Consider the following 16495-nt stretch of genomic DNA (forward strand, 5'->3'; position numbering starts at 1 on the left):
CCATGGGCATCGACTGGGCAGAACTCGCGGCCCGGACATTCGAAGCCCCGCCCGAACCCGAACCCACCGTCTGGGAAACCCCCGGCCAGTTGGCCGTCGCGCTGAACCCGGCGATCAAACAGACCGCTGCCCTTGACCTGATCGACAAAGAACTGATCCGGGCCTTCAACACCCCCGACTCGCGCCTGATCGTGTCCATGCCCCCGCAGGAGGGCAAGAGCCTGCGGTGTGGCATCACGTTCCCGCTGTGGGTCCTCACGCAGGACCCGTCCAAGCGCATCGCCATGACCTCGTTCTCGGACCGGCTCGCGCGCCGTAACAGCCGCGAAGTCATGAACGCGATCAAGTCCGACGGGGACCTACTCGGCCTGGCGATTTCCAAGGACGTGGCCAGCCAGTCCGAATGGCAGCTCGCCGGTGACCGTGGAGGGATTTACGCTGCGTCCGTGGGCGGCCCGCTGACCGGTCAAAAAGCCGACTTGGTCATCATCGACGACCCCCACAAGGGTGCCAAAGAAGCCGACTCCGAGCTGCAACGCGATGACGTGTACGACTGGTGGACTTCCACCGTCCGCACCCGCCTCTCCCCCGGCGCGCCGGTCATCCTGATCCTGACCCGCTGGCACGAGGACGACCTGGCCGGGCGGTTCATCAACGCCGAAGACGGGCACATGTGGCGGGTCATCAACATCCCCGCCGTCGCAGATTACGACCCGGACAAGGGCGAGACTGACCCGCTCGGGCGTAAACCCGGCGAAGGGCTCGTGTCCGCGCAGGGCCATCGTGACTGGGCCGCAACAAAAATCGCCGTCGGCGCCCGCACGTGGAACGCCCTCTACCAAGGCCGCCCCGCACCCTCCGAAGGCGGCCTGTTCAAGCGTGCCGACTGGCAACGCTACAACCAGCCGCTCTGGGTTGAAGAGGCCGGCATACGGCGCACCACCGGCAGCAACGACGTGATCATCCTCTCGTGGGACATGACGTTCAAGAACACGCAGAACGCCGACTACGTGGTCGGTCAGGTCTGGTTGCACAGGGGCGCGAACGTGTACCTGCTCGATCAGGTCCGTAAACGCATGACCTTCACCGAGACCCTTGCCGCGTTCAAAGCGCAGGTCGCCAGGTGGCCGCAAGCCGCCGCGAAACTCGTCGAGGACAAAGCAAACGGCACCGCCGTGCTGGACATGTTGAAGAAGGAAATCCCGGGCCTGATCGCGATCACCCCGCACGAGTCCAAAGAAGCCCGCGCCGCGGCCGTGTCCCCGTTCGTGGAAGCCCACAACGTGTACCTGCCCACGGCAGAGCTCGCCGCATGGTCTGAGGATCTGATCGACGAAGCCGCGTCGTTCCCGAACGGCGCGCATGACGACCAGATCGACGGACTGTCCCAAGCCCTGCAGCGCCTGCTCGTGAAGTCAGGGCAGGGTTCCGCGTTCCTGGCAGCCATGAAAAAGCAGGCAGCCGCCCTCGCTAACCAAACAAACCGAATACCCCCGACCGGAAGGTGACCCGTGGGCCTGCTTGACGTCTTCCGTGGAGGCAACCGTACCCCCATCGCTATCGCAACCGCACAGCACGCCCAAGGCATGGGCACTGACGGCTGGCTCGGCCCCGGCACGCCCTTGGCGCCTCTCGCAGGGTACTCGGGCACGCCGCGGGCCATGGATTACCCGGCGTCCATCAACACGTCCACCCGGTCGCGGCAGGCGTGGGATGGGCGTACCAGTTACGAGACGCTCCGTGCGATGCTCCGCGCCTCTGACACCGCGCAAACGTGCATGAACCACAAGATCGACGAAATCCGGTCCATGGAGCCCCTGTTCACACCGATCGACGGCGCGCAAGGTGACACGAAACTCGCTGTGGCTGCCGCCCGCGCCGCACTGGCCTACCCGGACCGGGAGCACTCCTATGACGAGTGGCTGTCTCTGTGGCTGATCAACATGCTCACGTTCGACTCCGGGCCGCTCAAGAAGCGCCGGAACCGGGCCGGGGAATACATCGGCTTGGACATCATCGACGGCTCAACGATCTACCCTTACATCGATGAACACGGGCGCCGGCCCAAGGCCCCCGCCCCGGCGTACTACCAGATCATCAAGGGCCAGATATTCCAGGAGTTCACCGCCGAGGACATCGTGTACCCGCGGTTCCGGCCGCAAACGGACTCCCCGTTCGGGATGGCCCCGCTGGAGACCGTGCTGCTTGCCATCAACACGTCCATGCGAATGCAGTGGCATTTCCTGCAGATGTTCACGGACGGGAACATCCCGGGCGGCTTCATGGAAGCCCCGCCGGACGTGTCCTCGCCGGAACAGATCATTGAGTTCCAGGAACTCTGGAACTCGCTGTACAACGGTGACCAGGAGCAGAAGCACAAGATCGTTTTCGTGCCGTCCGGTTCGAAGTTCACCCAGACCGCCCCGGCGTCGTTCGACAAGGAATTTCCGAAGTTCCTGGATCTGAAAATCTGCGCCGCGTTTGGTGTGGTCCCGCAGGATATCGGGATCACGGATGACGTGAACCGTGCCACGGGCGAAACCCAGACTGACACGCAGTTCCGGGTCAACACGCTCCCGTGGGTCCGGTTTGTGGAGGCGCACCTGAACAGGTATGTCCAGAAAGACCTTGGCCTGCCTGTCGAGGTGAAGCTGAACACGGGCCGCGATAAGGAAGACAGGTTGCAGGAAGCGCAACTGTGGAAGATCGCGGTCGAGTCCGGCTTCGCGTCCATGGACGAGGCCCGTGAGGAACTGTTCGGCTTCCCGGCTGACCCGTTGCGTCCGGTGCCTCGCGGCATTGTGACCCCGCGTCTTGGGTTTGTGCCGTTGCAGTCGATCCTGGCTATCTCGGGCACGGTGGATCCGGAAACGAAGGCCCCTTCCGACGACGTACCTCTGAACGAGGAGACGTTCGGTGGAACGCCGGGTTTGATGCCGGACAAGTTGCCGGGCATTGACGAGTTCAAGCGTGCCCCGATCAACCCTGACGAACCGTCCTTCCCGGAACTTGAACACAACCACCCCGAAACGGGGACTGTCGTCAAGCCCGCACCGGCTGTGGCAAAAAGCGCTGGCGTGAGTGTTGCCGGCGCTGCCGTCAAGGCCCGGGACACCGGCCGTGTCCTGATGATCCAGCGCTACCTCGACCCCGAGGACACGGCTGCTGGACGCTGGGAGTTCCCGGGCGGGCACCTTGACCCGGATGAGGACGCACAAACCGCAGCCATCCGTGAGTGGGAGGAAGAAACCGGGCTTGATTTCCCGGCGGACGCCACCCTCGCGGGGCAGTGGACCTCGCCGGACGGCAACTATGCCGGTCACGTGTTCAAGATCGACACCGAGGCCTCCATCCCGATCAACACCGGCAATGGTGAAGACAACGAGACGCTGGCGTGGTTCGACCCGGCACACCTCGACGGGTTCCCCGCACTCCGCGAGGAGTTGGCGGCCGACCTGCCGCGGGAGGAACTCGCTAAGGCTCAGGCCAAGGAGATGGCCCGGTTCAACGCGTTCCGTAAGACGCGGGCGAAGGTTGGGAAGTGGCGCGATTTTGCGTTCACGACCGTGCACGAGTCTGTCGCGGACCAGTTGAACGCCCAGGCCCGCAACGAGTTGGCGAAATCCGGCTCTGACACGGTGGCGGGTGCTGATGCTGGCCCAAAAGCACCGGCCGCTGGTACGCCTAGCCAATCGTGGCGGGACTTGCCGGCGGTCGCCGCACCGCAGCACGCGGTTGACCTGCAACTGACGGACCATTGGACCCCGAAGGTCCGGGACGCCATCATGCAGCTCTGGTCAGAGCAGGACTTGACAGCGGCCACGTCCGCGGCTGACGGCCTCGGAGACGTGGCGCTGACCGTGTACCGCAAGGCGGCCCGTCAAGTCCTCACGGACCGTATGACGGCCGCAGCGTTGGACGAAATCGTGCGTGACGCATGGGCTGACGCGTACAACGTCGGGACCATGGCCGCCACGGTGCAGATGGGGACTATCCCCACCGGTTGGGATGCGTGGAAGCCGGGCATGACCGACGCGAATAGCATCACCGCGTCCGGTTGGAAAGAAGCCCTCGACGCGTCCGGGCACACCATCCAAGGCATCACGGACACGACCATGAACCGTCTCGCGAACCGCATCGCGGACGGCGTCAATGCAGGTGACCCGGCCGATGTCATCGGCAAAGCACTCGCGGAAGTCCTTGGCGACGAGGGGCGTGCGCAACTGATCGCGCACACCGAGACCGCCCGGATGCTCACGAACGCCGCCATGGCCCAATACCAGGCGCTTGGCGTCACCGAGTGGACGTGGGTGACCTCGGCCGGGGCATGCCCGTCCGTGTGTGCACCCAACGACGGCAAGCACTTCCCCGTAGGCGAATCCCTCATCCCCGCACACCCCTACTGCCGGTGCGCAGCCTCACCCTACATCGAAGGACACTAACCCATGAGCGACGTACCTGACCGGCTAGTCGTCGGACTCGCTTACCAGGCAGGCCCCGACCCCCGTATCGCGAAAGGCGCGGACGGGGGCCGGGACTTCTTCACCGCCCGCGAACTGGAACTCGCCTCACGCACGTACCTCCGCAAGGGCACAGGCCTCATTACCGGCCTGTTCCATGAGGACGGCACCGAAGGGCACGCGCAGGTAGTTGCCTCGTACATCTACCGAAACCCCGAGCCGTGGCTCATCGACGGCGTGGTGGTCGCCAAGCAAGGCGACTGGGTCCTTGAGGCGATCCTCGACGAGCCCGCATGGCAGATGGTCCAGAAGGGCCAAATCACCGGTTGGAGCCCGCAGGGTTCGGCCATTCGACGCAGCAGGAGCACCCCATGACCACGATCCCCGATGACATGTCAGAGCTTGTCAACGCCGACATCCCCCGCGTGGACCTCGTCGGCAAGGCAGCGAACGGCACCAAGTTTTTCCTCATGAAGGGCGCCGAAGAGGCCCCCAACATGTTCTCCCCTGACACCGTCCGTGAGCTCCTCAAGGAAGCCGACACTGACGTGACTCAGCCTCTCGCCGCCCCTGAGGGGGACGCGCTTGCCGCGACGGTGCCCGGCTCACCCGAGTGGGAATCCGTGGACGCGGCGACCGCTCAGAAGTGGATCGGGATCCTGGCACGCGCCAAAAACGCCGTGGAAATCCTCGCCGTACGCGAGTCCGTGGAAGGCGACACCGGAGACGGTGACGACTTCGAGAACGCATGGGATTTGCAAGGCGCATGCATGGCCATTGACTCGGCCATCAGCATCCTCGCCGGATACGCCGCCGGGGAAGCCGCTGAAGTCATGCTGGCCGAGGACGCCGCTGAAATCACCAAGGCTGTGGCGTCCATCAGCACCGGCGACCTCGAAACCGTCGAGGCAATCGCCTCGATCACCAAAGCGGGCCGGGCACTGTCCGCCGCCAACGAAGCTGCCTTGCGTGGCGCGGCCGAAGCCATCCAGAAAGTCCTCGCATCACTCCCCTCCGCGCCCGACGAGGCGCCCCTGATCCTGAAGGAGGCCGCCGTGGCCGAAACCCCCCTTGACCGCAACGCCAGCATCGAAGCCCAGATGGGCTTCACCGCGCCCGCCGAGGTCACCAAGACCGAAGACCCCGCCGCGGAAGCGCCGGCCGCGCCTGTCGCCAAGGCCGACAACCTGCTCGCCGTCTACGACAACAAGGGCAACCTTATCGGCGTCGTGGATCCCGGGGCGCTGACCATCGTGGATGGCGGCGAAGCGGTCGAAGACGAACCAGCCGCCGAGCCCGACGCCGCAGTAACCGACGAGGCATCCCCTGTCGCGGCGGAAGCTGACCCGTCCGCCGACGAAACCGTCATCCCCGGAACGAACACCATCCAGTCGCCCGTCGAGGACGACCCCGAACACGTCACGAAGGCAGCACCCGACTTTGCCGCCCTGATCAAAGAAGCCCTCGAACCACTCGCGAAGCAGCTCGCCACCACGGCCGATCTGGTGGGAACGGTTCAGGTCTTGAAGGACCAGATCGAAGCATACGGGCGTGAACCTGACGACCGGAAGTCACCGTACCTCAACGGTGCCACCGGAACAGCCGGAATCGCCAAACGGGACGGAACCGAAACCGACCCGCACACCGAACTCCGCAAGGCAGCAGAAGCGGCCACCACGCAGGACGAACGAATCGTCGCGCAGAAGTCCCTGGCCATGGCGGCCCTCAAGGACGCCATCAACCCGGACAGGCGCTACGCCGACACCCTCAACCGCTTCTAACACCTAACCAACCAAAACCCCCTTTTCACGCCCAGCCAGCCCGCATGAATGAACGCGGGCTACTGCCGCACACCCAAGAACAGGAACCTTCGTGGACCTCAACGGCATCTCCAGCGAAACGCTGGATGCAATCAAGAAATCTGCCACCACCGGCATCACCAACGCCACGGGCATGCAGGGCTATGACCTCTCCGGTGTCATCTCCCTCGTCCCGGCGCCGTCCAGCTTCTACAACTCCCTCGCGCACTCCACCCCGGAGCAGGGCGCGGACTACGCCACCTGGCGTGTGCTGATGAACATCAACAACCAGCAGGCCAACCCGGCGACCCAGTTCGACGCACCGGCCCCGCTGCACAAGAACAACCTGATCACCGTGTCGGCTGCGTACGCGAAGCTCGGCTACGGCTACACCGTGACCAAGGACGCCATCGCGAAGGCCCGCGGTTTCGCGGACGCCAAGGCCATCGAAGTGTACGGTTCCATGAACCTGTACAAGGTCGGCGCGGACAAGATGTCCCTGTACGGCTCCAACATCCAGCTTGGCACCCCGGGCACACCGGTTGTTGTCCAGTCCGACACTGGCGGCACCATCGCCGCGTCCACGGCCGTCCCGGTGAAGGTCGCTGCACGTACGGGCACCAACTACTCGTACGGCGGATCCACGGCCGCATCCGCTCAGGGCTCCGTGACCACGTCCTCGAACGCCGCAGCCACCCACTCCGCGGTCGCCACCGTCGCGGCCGTGCGTGGCGCTGTTGCTTACGACTGGTTCGTGAACGGCTTCTACTACACCACGACCGTAGTCAACAAGGTCACCATCACGGCTATCCCGACCTCGAACAACGCCGTCCCGGCGAACCTGCCCGGCCTGTTCGCCACCGCCCCCGCAACGGTCCCGTCCTCGGACTCTTCGGCGAACCCGTACGAGTTCAACGGCCTGCTCACCACCCTCTCCGGTGACTACGCAACCGGTGGAGCGTCCGGCCTCGTGCAGGCAGGTTCCGGCCTCGCATCCGGCGCTTCCTTCACTTCCCTGGACGGCGCAACGTTCACCGGTTCCGGTCAGACCGTGAACGAACTGGACGCCCTCAACACGGCGTTCTTCAACCAGACGTTCATGTCGCCGACCGCGTACATGTGCTCCAGCGTGGACGCCTCCAAGCTGTCCGCGCTGATCCTCGGATCTTCCAACGGCGGCACCACGTACTTCACCCCCGGCAACGACGGGCGTACGGACATCACCGCCGGCGGTTTCGTGGGGCACTACATCAACAAGGCCACGGCCACGCCGGTGAAGATCGAAGTTCACCCGAACATGGTTCCGGGCACCCTGATCGCCCGCACCGACCACGTCAACTTCCCGAACTCGAACATCTCCAACGTGTTCGAACTTCGCGACCTTGAAGGCGTGCAGGACTTCGAGTACGGCGTGTCCCGCGGTACCGGCCCCGGCGGCGGTCCCCGGTTCGACGGCGAAGTTTACTCCAGCTCCACGCTGGTGAACCGCGCCCCGATCGCGCAGGCCGTCCTGTCCAACATCGGCTAACCAGCCCCACCCGGCGCCCCCAGCGACCCTCACGGCCGCTGGGGGCACCACCCCAACACTTTCCTTTAGCTAGGAGCCTCCGTGCCCGTCTACACGCTGAACGTGCCGCCGTCCACAGTGATCCCGGCACCGAACGTCGCCACCTACGCGAGCCGCAGCATCTACGTCACCCCATCTGAGTTCCGGAACGCACCGACCGGTGTTGACGTGTCCCAGCTCATCCCCGGCGACAGCAACCAGACGCACCAGGCCGCGGCGCTCGTCATGCAGCTCCAGCGCGCCAGTGCCGTGGCTGACAGGATCTGCCGCAAGGTACTTGGCGCGACCCTTGACACGCAGGCCGGGTACTACCGGGTGCAAAACGTCGACGGGGTCGGCCCTGCGCTGAAGGTGCCCTTGGATTTCACCCCCATCATTGCCGTGTGCGGTGCCAGCGCCGGCCCCACCCCGTCATCCATGGCGGCCGTGACGGACCTGTCCAACGTCTGGATCGGGAAGAAGGCCGTGACCATCCCGGTTGGTGCTTCGCGTTGCGCCGGTAAGCAGTACGCGACCGTGAGCTACCTGAACGGCTGGGCGAACACCACCCTGCAAGCCGCGGCCGTCCCCGCCGCCGTGTCCATCACCGTCACCACGGCCTTGGGCATCATGCCGGGCCAGCAACTGACCTTGCTGAACACGTCCAACTCCGAAATCGTCACGGTCGACCCGGCCTATATTCCCTCGAACACGGCCACGAACGTTCTAATCCCGGTCACTACCCCGATCGTGGGCACGTACGCGGCGGGTGACACGGTCACGAACATGCCCGGCGAAATCAAACAGGCCGTGATCCTCATCGCGAAGTCCCTGATCCTGACCCGCGGATCCGACGCCATCGAGATTGCCTCCACGAACGCCCAGCCCACCCACATGTCCGGTGTTGAACCGGCCGTCGCGTCCGATCTGGAGTTCGCGGAGTTCCTCCTCTCGGACTACATCCGCGCCGCCTGACCCCCTATGCAGGGTGCCCCGCCATGTGGGGATACGTGCCGGGGCACCCACCAAAACGTAAGGACGCCCAGTGAGTACCACGACGGTCATCGCCCAGATCCAGTCTTTCCTTGCGCCCACGCCCGGTTTGACTGTCCTGTTCAAGGACGTGCCGTGGCAGATGACCGGCGAGAACTGGCAGACCAACTCCATGCCAGGCACTGCCGCGTTCCTCCACATCGAGCACATCACCGAATCGAGGATCGCGCAGGGCGGTGAGCATGGCGGCTGGAAGCAGCGCGACTACCAAGTCGCCCTCGTCGTCCTCTACCAATACCTCATCCCCTCCGATGTCGCGTCCAAGGACGTGTGGGTGGATGGCCGCAACGCCCTCATCGATGCCATCACCACCCGCATCGAGTCCGACCGGGCCTTCGGGTCCGTGGGCGGTTTCCCCGTCTGGGAGGCAGGAAACCAGGACAACGGCATCGAAGTGAACCTTGACTTCCCGGTCTGGGACAAGGGCGGCGGGAAGGTCCGGAACTGGTTCCGGGTCGAGTTCAAGGTCACTGAGATGGTTCCGGCCTGATGGTCCGCTCCCGGTACGTCCGGCGCGGACGGACGGGCAGGAAAGCGACCGGCATCAAGATCGCCCGCCGCCGGGTCACGGTCCATCATCACTACCACCGCCGCTACGCCGGTGTCCGCAACACGTCGACGGCCGCGCCGAAGCGCCGCAGGGCCGGGATTGCCCGGACCAATAAAACCGGCAGGCATCACCGTTTCCTTGGCCGGAAGAAACATGTCGGCCCGCGCGCGAAGCGTGGCACCGCCCTGCATCGGGCGTTGAAGGGCCGCCATGGTCACCGCAAATTCCACGGCCGTAAGAAGTCCATCCACAAACGCGTCATGCGCAAGGGCCTGCACCGCACGTTCAAGGGCCGCAAGTACCACGGCCGGCACGTGAAACCGGGCCAGCACCGCCGCTTCCTTGGTCGGAAAGCCAGCACCCATAAGCGCCGCACGCGCCTACCCAAACCCAAGGCCGCCCCCATTTCGAGCGCGTCCTATTTGTCCATGTTCTAGGAGGACATGCCATGACTGATTACCACTTCATCGGAGCGTTCCCGCGAGTCCTGGCTGGGCTTTCGCAAGGCGTGAACGCGCTCATCCTGCCCGTTGATCGGGACGCCCCGCCGTACGGGTCCACCATCGAAGCCCGCCCGGGTGACGTGATCCAGACGGACGCCCCCTACGTGCACCCGGAACTTGCCGAGGTCGAGGCCTCCGATGCTCACGGCCTGTCCCCGGCGGACGAGGCGTGGGCGCAAGCCAACCCCGTGCCCGTCGTCCCCGTTGAGCCTGTCGCCCCTGTTGCAGATCCTGCCCCTGACGCCATGACCGCCGAAGGCGCACCCGCCCCGGCCGAACCCACCAACTAAAGGAAACCCTGACCATGACCAACACCCCCCGGCCGGGCTCTCAGCAGTGGTTCGGCCTCGCCAAAGAAACCACGTACGGCGTCCCCGTCGCCGCCCCCACCATGTGGATTCCCGTGGACACCCCCTCATGGGAGCCGAAGAAAACACCCCTCGTCGACAACGGCCTCCGCGGCATGATGGGCACCGACTACGGGCAGACCCAGGGCATGCGCCACGACGAACTGTCCTACAAGACCCTGATCTACGCGGACACCGTGTTCCCGCACCTCATGGCCATGCTCGGCGGCACGGACAACGTCACGGCCCTGACCGCCACGACCCTGACCCTCGGCACGACCTCCACCACGGGTGGCACCCTCCCCGCGGGCGCCACCTATTGGAAGGTCACCGCGACCGGCGGCGGCGGGGAAGGCATCGGCTCCAACGAAGTCACCGCCACACTCACCGGCGCGTCCTCCACGCAGGCACTCTCGTGGACCCTTGTGACCGGCGCGTCCGGATACAAGATCTACCGCGGCACCGCCCCCGGAGCTGAGAACGTCCTCGTCACGACCATCACGTCCGGTGCGACCCTGACGTTCACCGACACCGGAACCTCCACCGGGGCAGGCACCCCGCCCACGACCGCGGGCAACGTGCACGCCGTGTCCCTGAACAACACCTCGGACGCCACCCACACCGGCCAGCCCTACTCCTACACCGGGTTCCTGTACCAGTTCGACGGGAACGTCATCCAGCTCCCCGGCATGGTCATGTCCGACCTGAAGTTCACCTTCAAGGCCGACACGCAGGTGACCCTGGACGTGGCGTGGATCAGCATGCCCGGCGCGACTCTCGCCGCGCCGACCAACACGCCGTCCACGCTGCCGCCGTTCCCGCCCGCCGGGGCCGGTATCTCCATCGCCGGTGTCCTGACGAACAACTACAGCGACTTCTCACTGGACCTCAAGCGCACCGTCACCCCCGTCGGGACGCTGAACGGCACCAACATCCCGGCGGCGATCTTCGCCGGCCCGCTGTCCGTCACCGGTTCGTTGAATGCCCTATACCAGGGCCTCAGCGACACGGACCTGAACAACCTGCTCAACAACACGCAGCCGGCTTTGTCCCTGTCGATCAACCAGGCCGGGGACTCCGCTCACCCGCTCGTGCTGCAGTGCTCGAAGATCACCTACGACTCGGCCAAGCCGACCGGTTCGAACACGTCCTTCGCGACGATCGCGTCTGCGTTCAAGGCGCTGATGAACGCGACCGATGCGCTCGACGGGAAGCTCTCCCCGGTGCAGGCCAAGATCGTCACCACCTCCGCAACACCGTACTAAAAACCCCGGCGGGCGCCCCCCCGTGGCGCCCGCCACCCCCTTATCCCCAAGGAGTATCCCCATGTCCAAAACTTTCCCGCTTCTTGACGGCACCGTCGAACTGTTCGACCGCGACGAAATCACGCGCCGTCGCACCCTCCCGTACGACGTTCTGCTGAACCAGTCCGACCACCTCATGGTCAAGCTCGCCCACGCCCGCCGCATCGTTGCCCCTGATGGCCGGGTTGAGGAGAACGAAGCCCTTGACGGGCCGGAACATCGTCTCACGACGCACGAATCCGAAACCCTCGAGTACATGCAGCTCGCCCTCAACTGGTCCTGGCTCAAGGCCTGGACCCTTGACGCCCCGTTCCCGGCCAAGTGGGAAGACCTCCTTGACCTGCCGAGGCGGGTCGTGGACGCGCTGCACGCCGCCGTGCAAGCCCACGCGAACGGGCGCCTGCCCGATGTTGCCCCTGACTTTGAGCCCAGCGCGGAGACGTTGGAGGACCGGGATTCTTTTACTGGCGGCTCCGACGCCTCCAAGACTTCATCCAAGGCACCCGCCAAGCGTCGGAGCTCGACCCGGAAACCCTCAGCCTCCTAAGGTTCCGCAACCGCTGGCACCCGATCTACGGCGGCAGCTACGCGGAGTATCTGGATACCCCGGAAGCAGTCATTGAAATGCTGCTGCGCATCGAGGACGCCTACACCCCCGCGCCGGCGCCTGCTGCGCCGCCCGACCCGATCATCCAGTAGGAGCGTCCCGTGGCAGGTCTTGAGTTCATCTGGCACGGGATCGAAGACCTTGAGAAAGCGTTCGTCCGGGCCGGGGTGCAAGCTGATCTTGCCGCCCGCGAAAACGTGAAGGTCGGCGCAGCGACCCTGATCCGGGACGCGCAGAACAACTTCGAAGGCGCCCACAAAAAGGGCGAACCGCACGTCGGCGGGAACAAGCCGAACATCGTGACCGGCAACCTGCGCCGCTCGATCATGGCCGACTCCCTGAATCACTACGGCATGGGCGTCTACTCCACGCAGGTGGGCCCGACCATGAAGTACGGGCGCCGCGTGGAGCTGGGCCTCGCCCCCACGGGAGCGTACCCGTACTTCGGGCCTGCCGCCGCGAAAGTGCGCGCCGAAATGGCCGCCATTGCTACCGCCAACTGGGCGCGATTCATCAAATTCTAATCACCGGAGGCCCCCATGTCGTTCCTGCCCCCTGTCGTCATGGAAATGCGGGCCAACGCCTCCCAGTTCCTCTCGGAGCAGGGCAAAGTCGTTGCCGCGGCGAAGACCACCGCGACGGAGACGGAGAAGGCCGCGCAGAAGGAAGCCGCAGCCGCCAGGACATCCGCTGCGGAGGCTACCCGCGCCGCCGAGCAGAAGGCCGCGGCTTCTGACAGTGCAGCGAAGGCCGCTGTCGTGGCAACGGACCGGCGTATCGCCGCCGAAGTGAAAGCCACCGAAGCGCAGGCCAAGGCCGCGCAGATACAGGCCGACTCCCTCGGTGCGATGACGAAGGAACAGCAGGTCGCGTATGACAAGCAGGTAGCTGCAGCCGAACGCGCCGCCAACGCCGTGTCCCTTGCCGCAGCGAAGGAATCCGAGGCACAAGGCAAAGCCGCGGCATCCGCGACTGTCGCCGCCGAGGCGCAGTCAAAGGCCGCCGACCTGCAGGTGGTGGCAGCGGAGAAGTCCGCCGCCGCGCAGGAAGTCGCCGCGACCCGCACGAAGGTCGCGATGAACTCCGTGGTGGGAGTGGCGAACAAAGTCAGCGCCGTGACTCTCCTCGCCGCAGGCGCGATCGCCGTGGGCTCCGTCGAGATGGCGTCCAAGTTCGAGAAGTCCACCATGCTCCTCGTCACCGCCGGCGGGGAATCCGTGAACGCGCTCGAGTCTGTCCGTCAGGGCATCCTGGATGTTTCCACCCAGACGGGTACCTCTGCTGAGCAAATGAGCGAGGGCATGTATGTGATGGAGAAGGCCGGGATCCGTGGCGCGGCTGGTCTGTCGGCGTTGAAGATGGCTGCTGAGGGTGCCAAGGACGAGAACGTGGACCTGTCGATCATGACGCAGGCCCTCACGGACTTGCTGCTTGACTACGGTACCAAGACCAGCGACGCCGCAGCGGTCACCCGGGACTCGGTGAAGTACACGAACGAGCTCGTTGCGGCGTCGGGTGCTGCGAAGACCACGATGACGGACTTCGCGGGCAGCATGTCCGCGATTATCCCGATCGGTTCCACGGCGAAGATCAGCTTTGAGCAGCTCGGTGGTGCGATCGCTACCATGACGCAGCACGGGCAGACCGCGCAGCAGTCCTCGCAGAACCTCGCGAACCTTGTCATGTCCCTCGTCAGGCCGAACAACCTGGCGTCGGCGGCCATGTCCCAGCTTGGCATCGACACGACCGACCTTGCAGCGCACCTTGGCGAACGTGGCCTGTCCGGCACCCTCGCGATTGTGGACAAAGCCATCAAGGACCACATGACCCCGGACTTGATGGTCCACACCGGCACCATGAAGGACAACGCCAACGCCGCGAAGGCGATGGACACCATCATGTCCCAGATGTCCCCGACGATGGCGAAGCTGTCCCAGGGCCTCAAGGACGGGTCCGTGTCCCAGAAGTCCTACACCAAGGACGTTAAGGACTTGGGCGGTGAAGCGGGCGCACTGGGCAACCAGTTCATGACCCTCTACAAAGCCAACTCGGGCGTCACCGACTCCCTAAAGGCCGGTAAGCCAGCCTACGAAACCTACACGGCGGCCCTGCGGGACACCCTCGGCAACGTGACGGCCATGCGCGCCGCGCAAATGCTCCTCATGAACGACGGCCGCGAGTTCGAAGCGAACATCAAGGCCATCGGTGAAGCGGGCAAGAAGACCGGGCAGGACATCTCCACTTGGGCTGACATGCAGTCCACCCTGTCCGTGAAAATGGACCAGACGAAAGCCATGGTCGAGAACCTCGGCATCGAACTGGGGTCCAAACTGGTCCCGGTCGCGAAGGACGCGGTCCAAGGTTTCACGGACCTGTTCCACGGCTTCGAAAAGGGCAACCCTGTCCTGCTGGGCATTGCCGGGCTCATCGGCGGGGCACTCCTTATCTCCACCGTGGACTTCGGTGTCCAGATGGGCAAGACTGTCGTGAAGACGGTCTCGGGTCTGGTCGACATGGGTGCGACCGCCATTGCGCAGTCGTCATTGTTCGTCAAGGGCATGATGGCTGACGAGATAGCCGTCGGCCAGTTCTCCACAAAAGCCGAGATTGCCGGGGCCAAGGTCAAGGGCATGTCCGGGATGATCGGCGGCATCGGGGCAGTCGCCACCGGAGCCGTTATCGGGCTGGAACTCGCGTCGTCAACGGTCAAGACCGCAACGAACTCCATACAGGACATCACCACTGCGCTCAAGGACTTTGCCGACGCGGGAAATACCGCTGGCAAGATCCAGATGGACGCCCTGTTTTCCAACTGGGATAAGGGGTTAGGGCATACCACGTCCAGCATTTCCGGCATGGATGATGCTATCCAGAAGCTCCAGCATCAGGACTTCAACCAGTGGGCCAATCACCTCTTCGATCCACTGAACTCCGCGTTGCACATGGCGCGCTCCCAGGTCCAGGAGACCGAGGATAAGATCACGAGCCTTGGCAGTTCGCTCGGCCAAATGGCCAGCAACGGATCTTTGGATACGGCGGCCAGGGGCTTCGACCGGCTCGCTAAGTCGTGGGGTGGCGGTCTCAAGGGCGCTCAGGACTTGCTCGACAAGATGCCGGATTATAAGAAGGCGCTCGAGGACCAGTCCAATGCCGTGGGGCATCAGCTCTCGCAGCAGGAAGAGCTTGAGTTCGCGATGGGCAAAATCCCTGATGCGATGGTCAAGGCGCTGAACCCTACCCAAAAGTTCACGGACGCCATCGGCCAGGTTCACCCGATCACCCCGGCCCTGCAGAAATCCCTGGATGATGCTGGCGTGTCCGCTGATGGTCTGGCAAACGACCTTACGAAAGTGCTTGACGGAATGTTGGCCGCTGGTTTGGCGACGGAGAACTCCCGGACCGCGACGGAGGGCTTCAACAAGACCATCAACGACGCACATACGGCCGTTGATGACCTGACGAAGCAGCACGTGGACTTAAGTAACGCACTCAACGACACGTCCACGGACTTCAACCTGGCTGACGCTGCCGGCGCGCAGTTGAATGACAAGTTCACTGCCGTGAAGGACAAGGGCATTGAGGTTGCCAAGTCGCTTGCCGGTCAGGGTAAAGAGGCCGTGTCCGGGGCTTTGGTGGATACGTACAACAACATGATCAAGGCAGCGGACGGCATGGGCATCCATGGGCAGGCCGCGATCGACCTGACCCGGAACTTGTTGGGCATCCCGAAGAACGTGGACGTTAAGACGTGGGTTGACACTGCGGCTGCTCAGGCGGCCACGGACAAACTCCAAGGGTCACTGGACAAACTCCCGACGTTCAAGAGTGTCTCGGTCAACGTGCAGTACACGGAGTCGGGAACGCAGGTCTTGAAGAACGCTCAGGACGCGGGCAACACGCTCACGTCGAAGATCAGCAACATGGGTGGTGCGGTCTCGGAGACCATGGGCTTCTGGGATGGCGGTGTCATTCCCGGCACGCCACCGTCGAACCCCAAGATGGACAACATCTTGACGATGGTCAACGGGAAGCCGCTGATGGTCCGATCGGGTGAGTTCATCACGAATGAGCCGATGACGAAGGTCAACATGCCGTGGCTGAAGGCATCAAACGCGGGCCTGAATATTGGTTCCGCGATGCAGTCCCGGTACGCCAGCGGTTACGCGCAGGGCGCGTCGCAGGCGGCGTCCTATGGCCAGCATGCCGGTACCTCCCCAGCAGCCGGCAGGTCGGTCGTGAACAACGTTGACCTTCATGTTCAGACGAACGCGACGGCCCCGCAGATCGTGCGGGAGCTTGGCTCGTTTTTGGCGATGCAGGGCTAAC

At 64.4% G+C, this 16495-nt stretch carries 13 protein-coding genes; all 13 read left to right on the forward strand.

Features of this window, described 5'->3' with window-relative positions:
- The first annotated feature begins 2 nt into the window (after window positions 1-2).
- The 13 genes from terL to QRN59_RS20540 all read left to right on the forward strand — a co-directional run bounded on the left by terL (window position 3) and on the right by QRN59_RS20540 (window position 16494).
- Complete coding sequence (gene terL / locus QRN59_RS20480; RefSeq protein ID WP_284984289.1) at window positions 3-1508, forward strand: phage terminase large subunit; 1506 nt, start codon at window positions 3-5, stop codon at window positions 1506-1508.
- A 3-nt stretch (window positions 1509-1511) separates the two neighbouring features.
- A complete protein-coding gene (locus QRN59_RS20485; protein WP_284984290.1) occupies window positions 1512-4442 on the forward strand; it encodes a phage portal protein in 2931 nt (976 codons plus the stop codon).
- Window positions 4443-4445: 3 nt separating this feature from the next.
- Complete coding sequence (locus QRN59_RS20490) at window positions 4446-4835, forward strand: XkdF-like putative serine protease domain-containing protein (RefSeq protein ID WP_284984291.1); 390 nt, start codon at window positions 4446-4448, stop codon at window positions 4833-4835.
- A complete protein-coding gene (locus QRN59_RS20495) occupies window positions 4832-6241 on the forward strand; it encodes a hypothetical protein (protein WP_284984292.1) in 1410 nt (469 codons plus the stop codon). The genes QRN59_RS20490 and QRN59_RS20495 overlap by 4 nt, the downstream gene beginning before the upstream one ends.
- Window positions 6242-6332: 91 nt before the next feature.
- Window positions 6333-7787 (forward strand): pilus assembly protein, encoded by a 1455-nt coding sequence (locus tag QRN59_RS20500; protein ID WP_284984293.1) that lies wholly within the window; start codon window positions 6333-6335, stop codon window positions 7785-7787.
- An 81-nt stretch (window positions 7788-7868) separates the two neighbouring features.
- Window positions 7869-8780 carry a hypothetical protein gene (locus QRN59_RS20505; RefSeq protein WP_284984294.1) on the forward strand — a complete coding sequence of 304 codons (912 nt, stop codon included), beginning with the start codon at window positions 7869-7871 and terminating at the stop codon, window positions 8778-8780.
- 70 nt (window positions 8781-8850) lie between these two features.
- Entirely contained in the window at window positions 8851-9348 is a 498-nt protein-coding gene (locus QRN59_RS20510; RefSeq protein ID WP_284984295.1) for a hypothetical protein, read from the forward strand.
- Complete coding sequence (locus QRN59_RS20515; RefSeq protein ID WP_284984296.1) at window positions 9348-9845, forward strand: hypothetical protein; 498 nt, start codon at window positions 9348-9350, stop codon at window positions 9843-9845. The genes QRN59_RS20510 and QRN59_RS20515 overlap by 1 nt, the downstream gene beginning before the upstream one ends.
- Window positions 9846-9856: 11 nt before the next feature.
- Entirely contained in the window at window positions 9857-10201 is a 345-nt protein-coding gene (locus tag QRN59_RS20520) for a hypothetical protein (RefSeq protein WP_284984297.1), read from the forward strand.
- Window positions 10202-10215: 14 nt separating this feature from the next.
- A complete protein-coding gene (locus QRN59_RS20525; RefSeq protein ID WP_284984298.1) occupies window positions 10216-11523 on the forward strand; it encodes a phage tail tube protein in 1308 nt (435 codons plus the stop codon).
- 61 nt (window positions 11524-11584) lie between these two features.
- Window positions 11585-12109, forward strand: a complete 525-nt coding sequence (locus QRN59_RS20530; protein ID WP_284984299.1) for a hypothetical protein — start codon at window positions 11585-11587, stop codon at window positions 12107-12109.
- A gap of 161 nt (window positions 12110-12270) precedes the next feature.
- Window positions 12271-12693, forward strand: coding sequence for an HK97 gp10 family phage protein (locus QRN59_RS20535; RefSeq protein WP_284984300.1), 423 nt, complete (start codon window positions 12271-12273; stop codon window positions 12691-12693).
- A 15-nt stretch (window positions 12694-12708) separates the two neighbouring features.
- Window positions 12709-16494, forward strand: a complete 3786-nt coding sequence (locus tag QRN59_RS20540) for a phage tail tape measure protein (protein ID WP_284984301.1) — start codon at window positions 12709-12711, stop codon at window positions 16492-16494.
- The last annotated feature ends 1 nt before the right edge of the window (window position 16495 follow it).

It is taken from the genome of Arthrobacter sp. efr-133-TYG-118, assembly GCF_030209755.1.
Classification (GTDB): Bacteria; Actinomycetota; Actinomycetes; order Actinomycetales; family Micrococcaceae; genus Arthrobacter.

Bases quoted from the DNA above. Each gene is read 5' to 3' on its own strand.
- QRN59_RS20495 (WP_284984292.1), top strand. From the start codon at position 4,832: ATGACCACGATCCCCGATGACATGTCAGAGCTTGTCAACGCCGACATC.
- QRN59_RS20525 (WP_284984298.1), top strand. From the start codon at position 10,216: ATGACCAACACCCCCCGGCCGGGCTCTCAGCAGTGGTTCGGCCTCGCC.
- QRN59_RS20515 (WP_284984296.1), top strand. From the start codon at position 9,348: ATGGTCCGCTCCCGGTACGTCCGGCGCGGACGGACGGGCAGGAAAGCG.
- QRN59_RS20540 (WP_284984301.1), top strand. From the start codon at position 12,709: ATGTCGTTCCTGCCCCCTGTCGTCATGGAAATGCGGGCCAACGCCTCC.
- QRN59_RS20520 (WP_284984297.1), top strand. From the start codon at position 9,857: ATGACTGATTACCACTTCATCGGAGCGTTCCCGCGAGTCCTGGCTGGG.
- QRN59_RS20530 (WP_284984299.1), top strand. From the start codon at position 11,585: ATGTCCAAAACTTTCCCGCTTCTTGACGGCACCGTCGAACTGTTCGAC.
- terL (WP_284984289.1), top strand. From the start codon at position 3: ATGGGCATCGACTGGGCAGAACTCGCGGCCCGGACATTCGAAGCCCCG.
- QRN59_RS20490 (WP_284984291.1), top strand. From the start codon at position 4,446: ATGAGCGACGTACCTGACCGGCTAGTCGTCGGACTCGCTTACCAGGCA.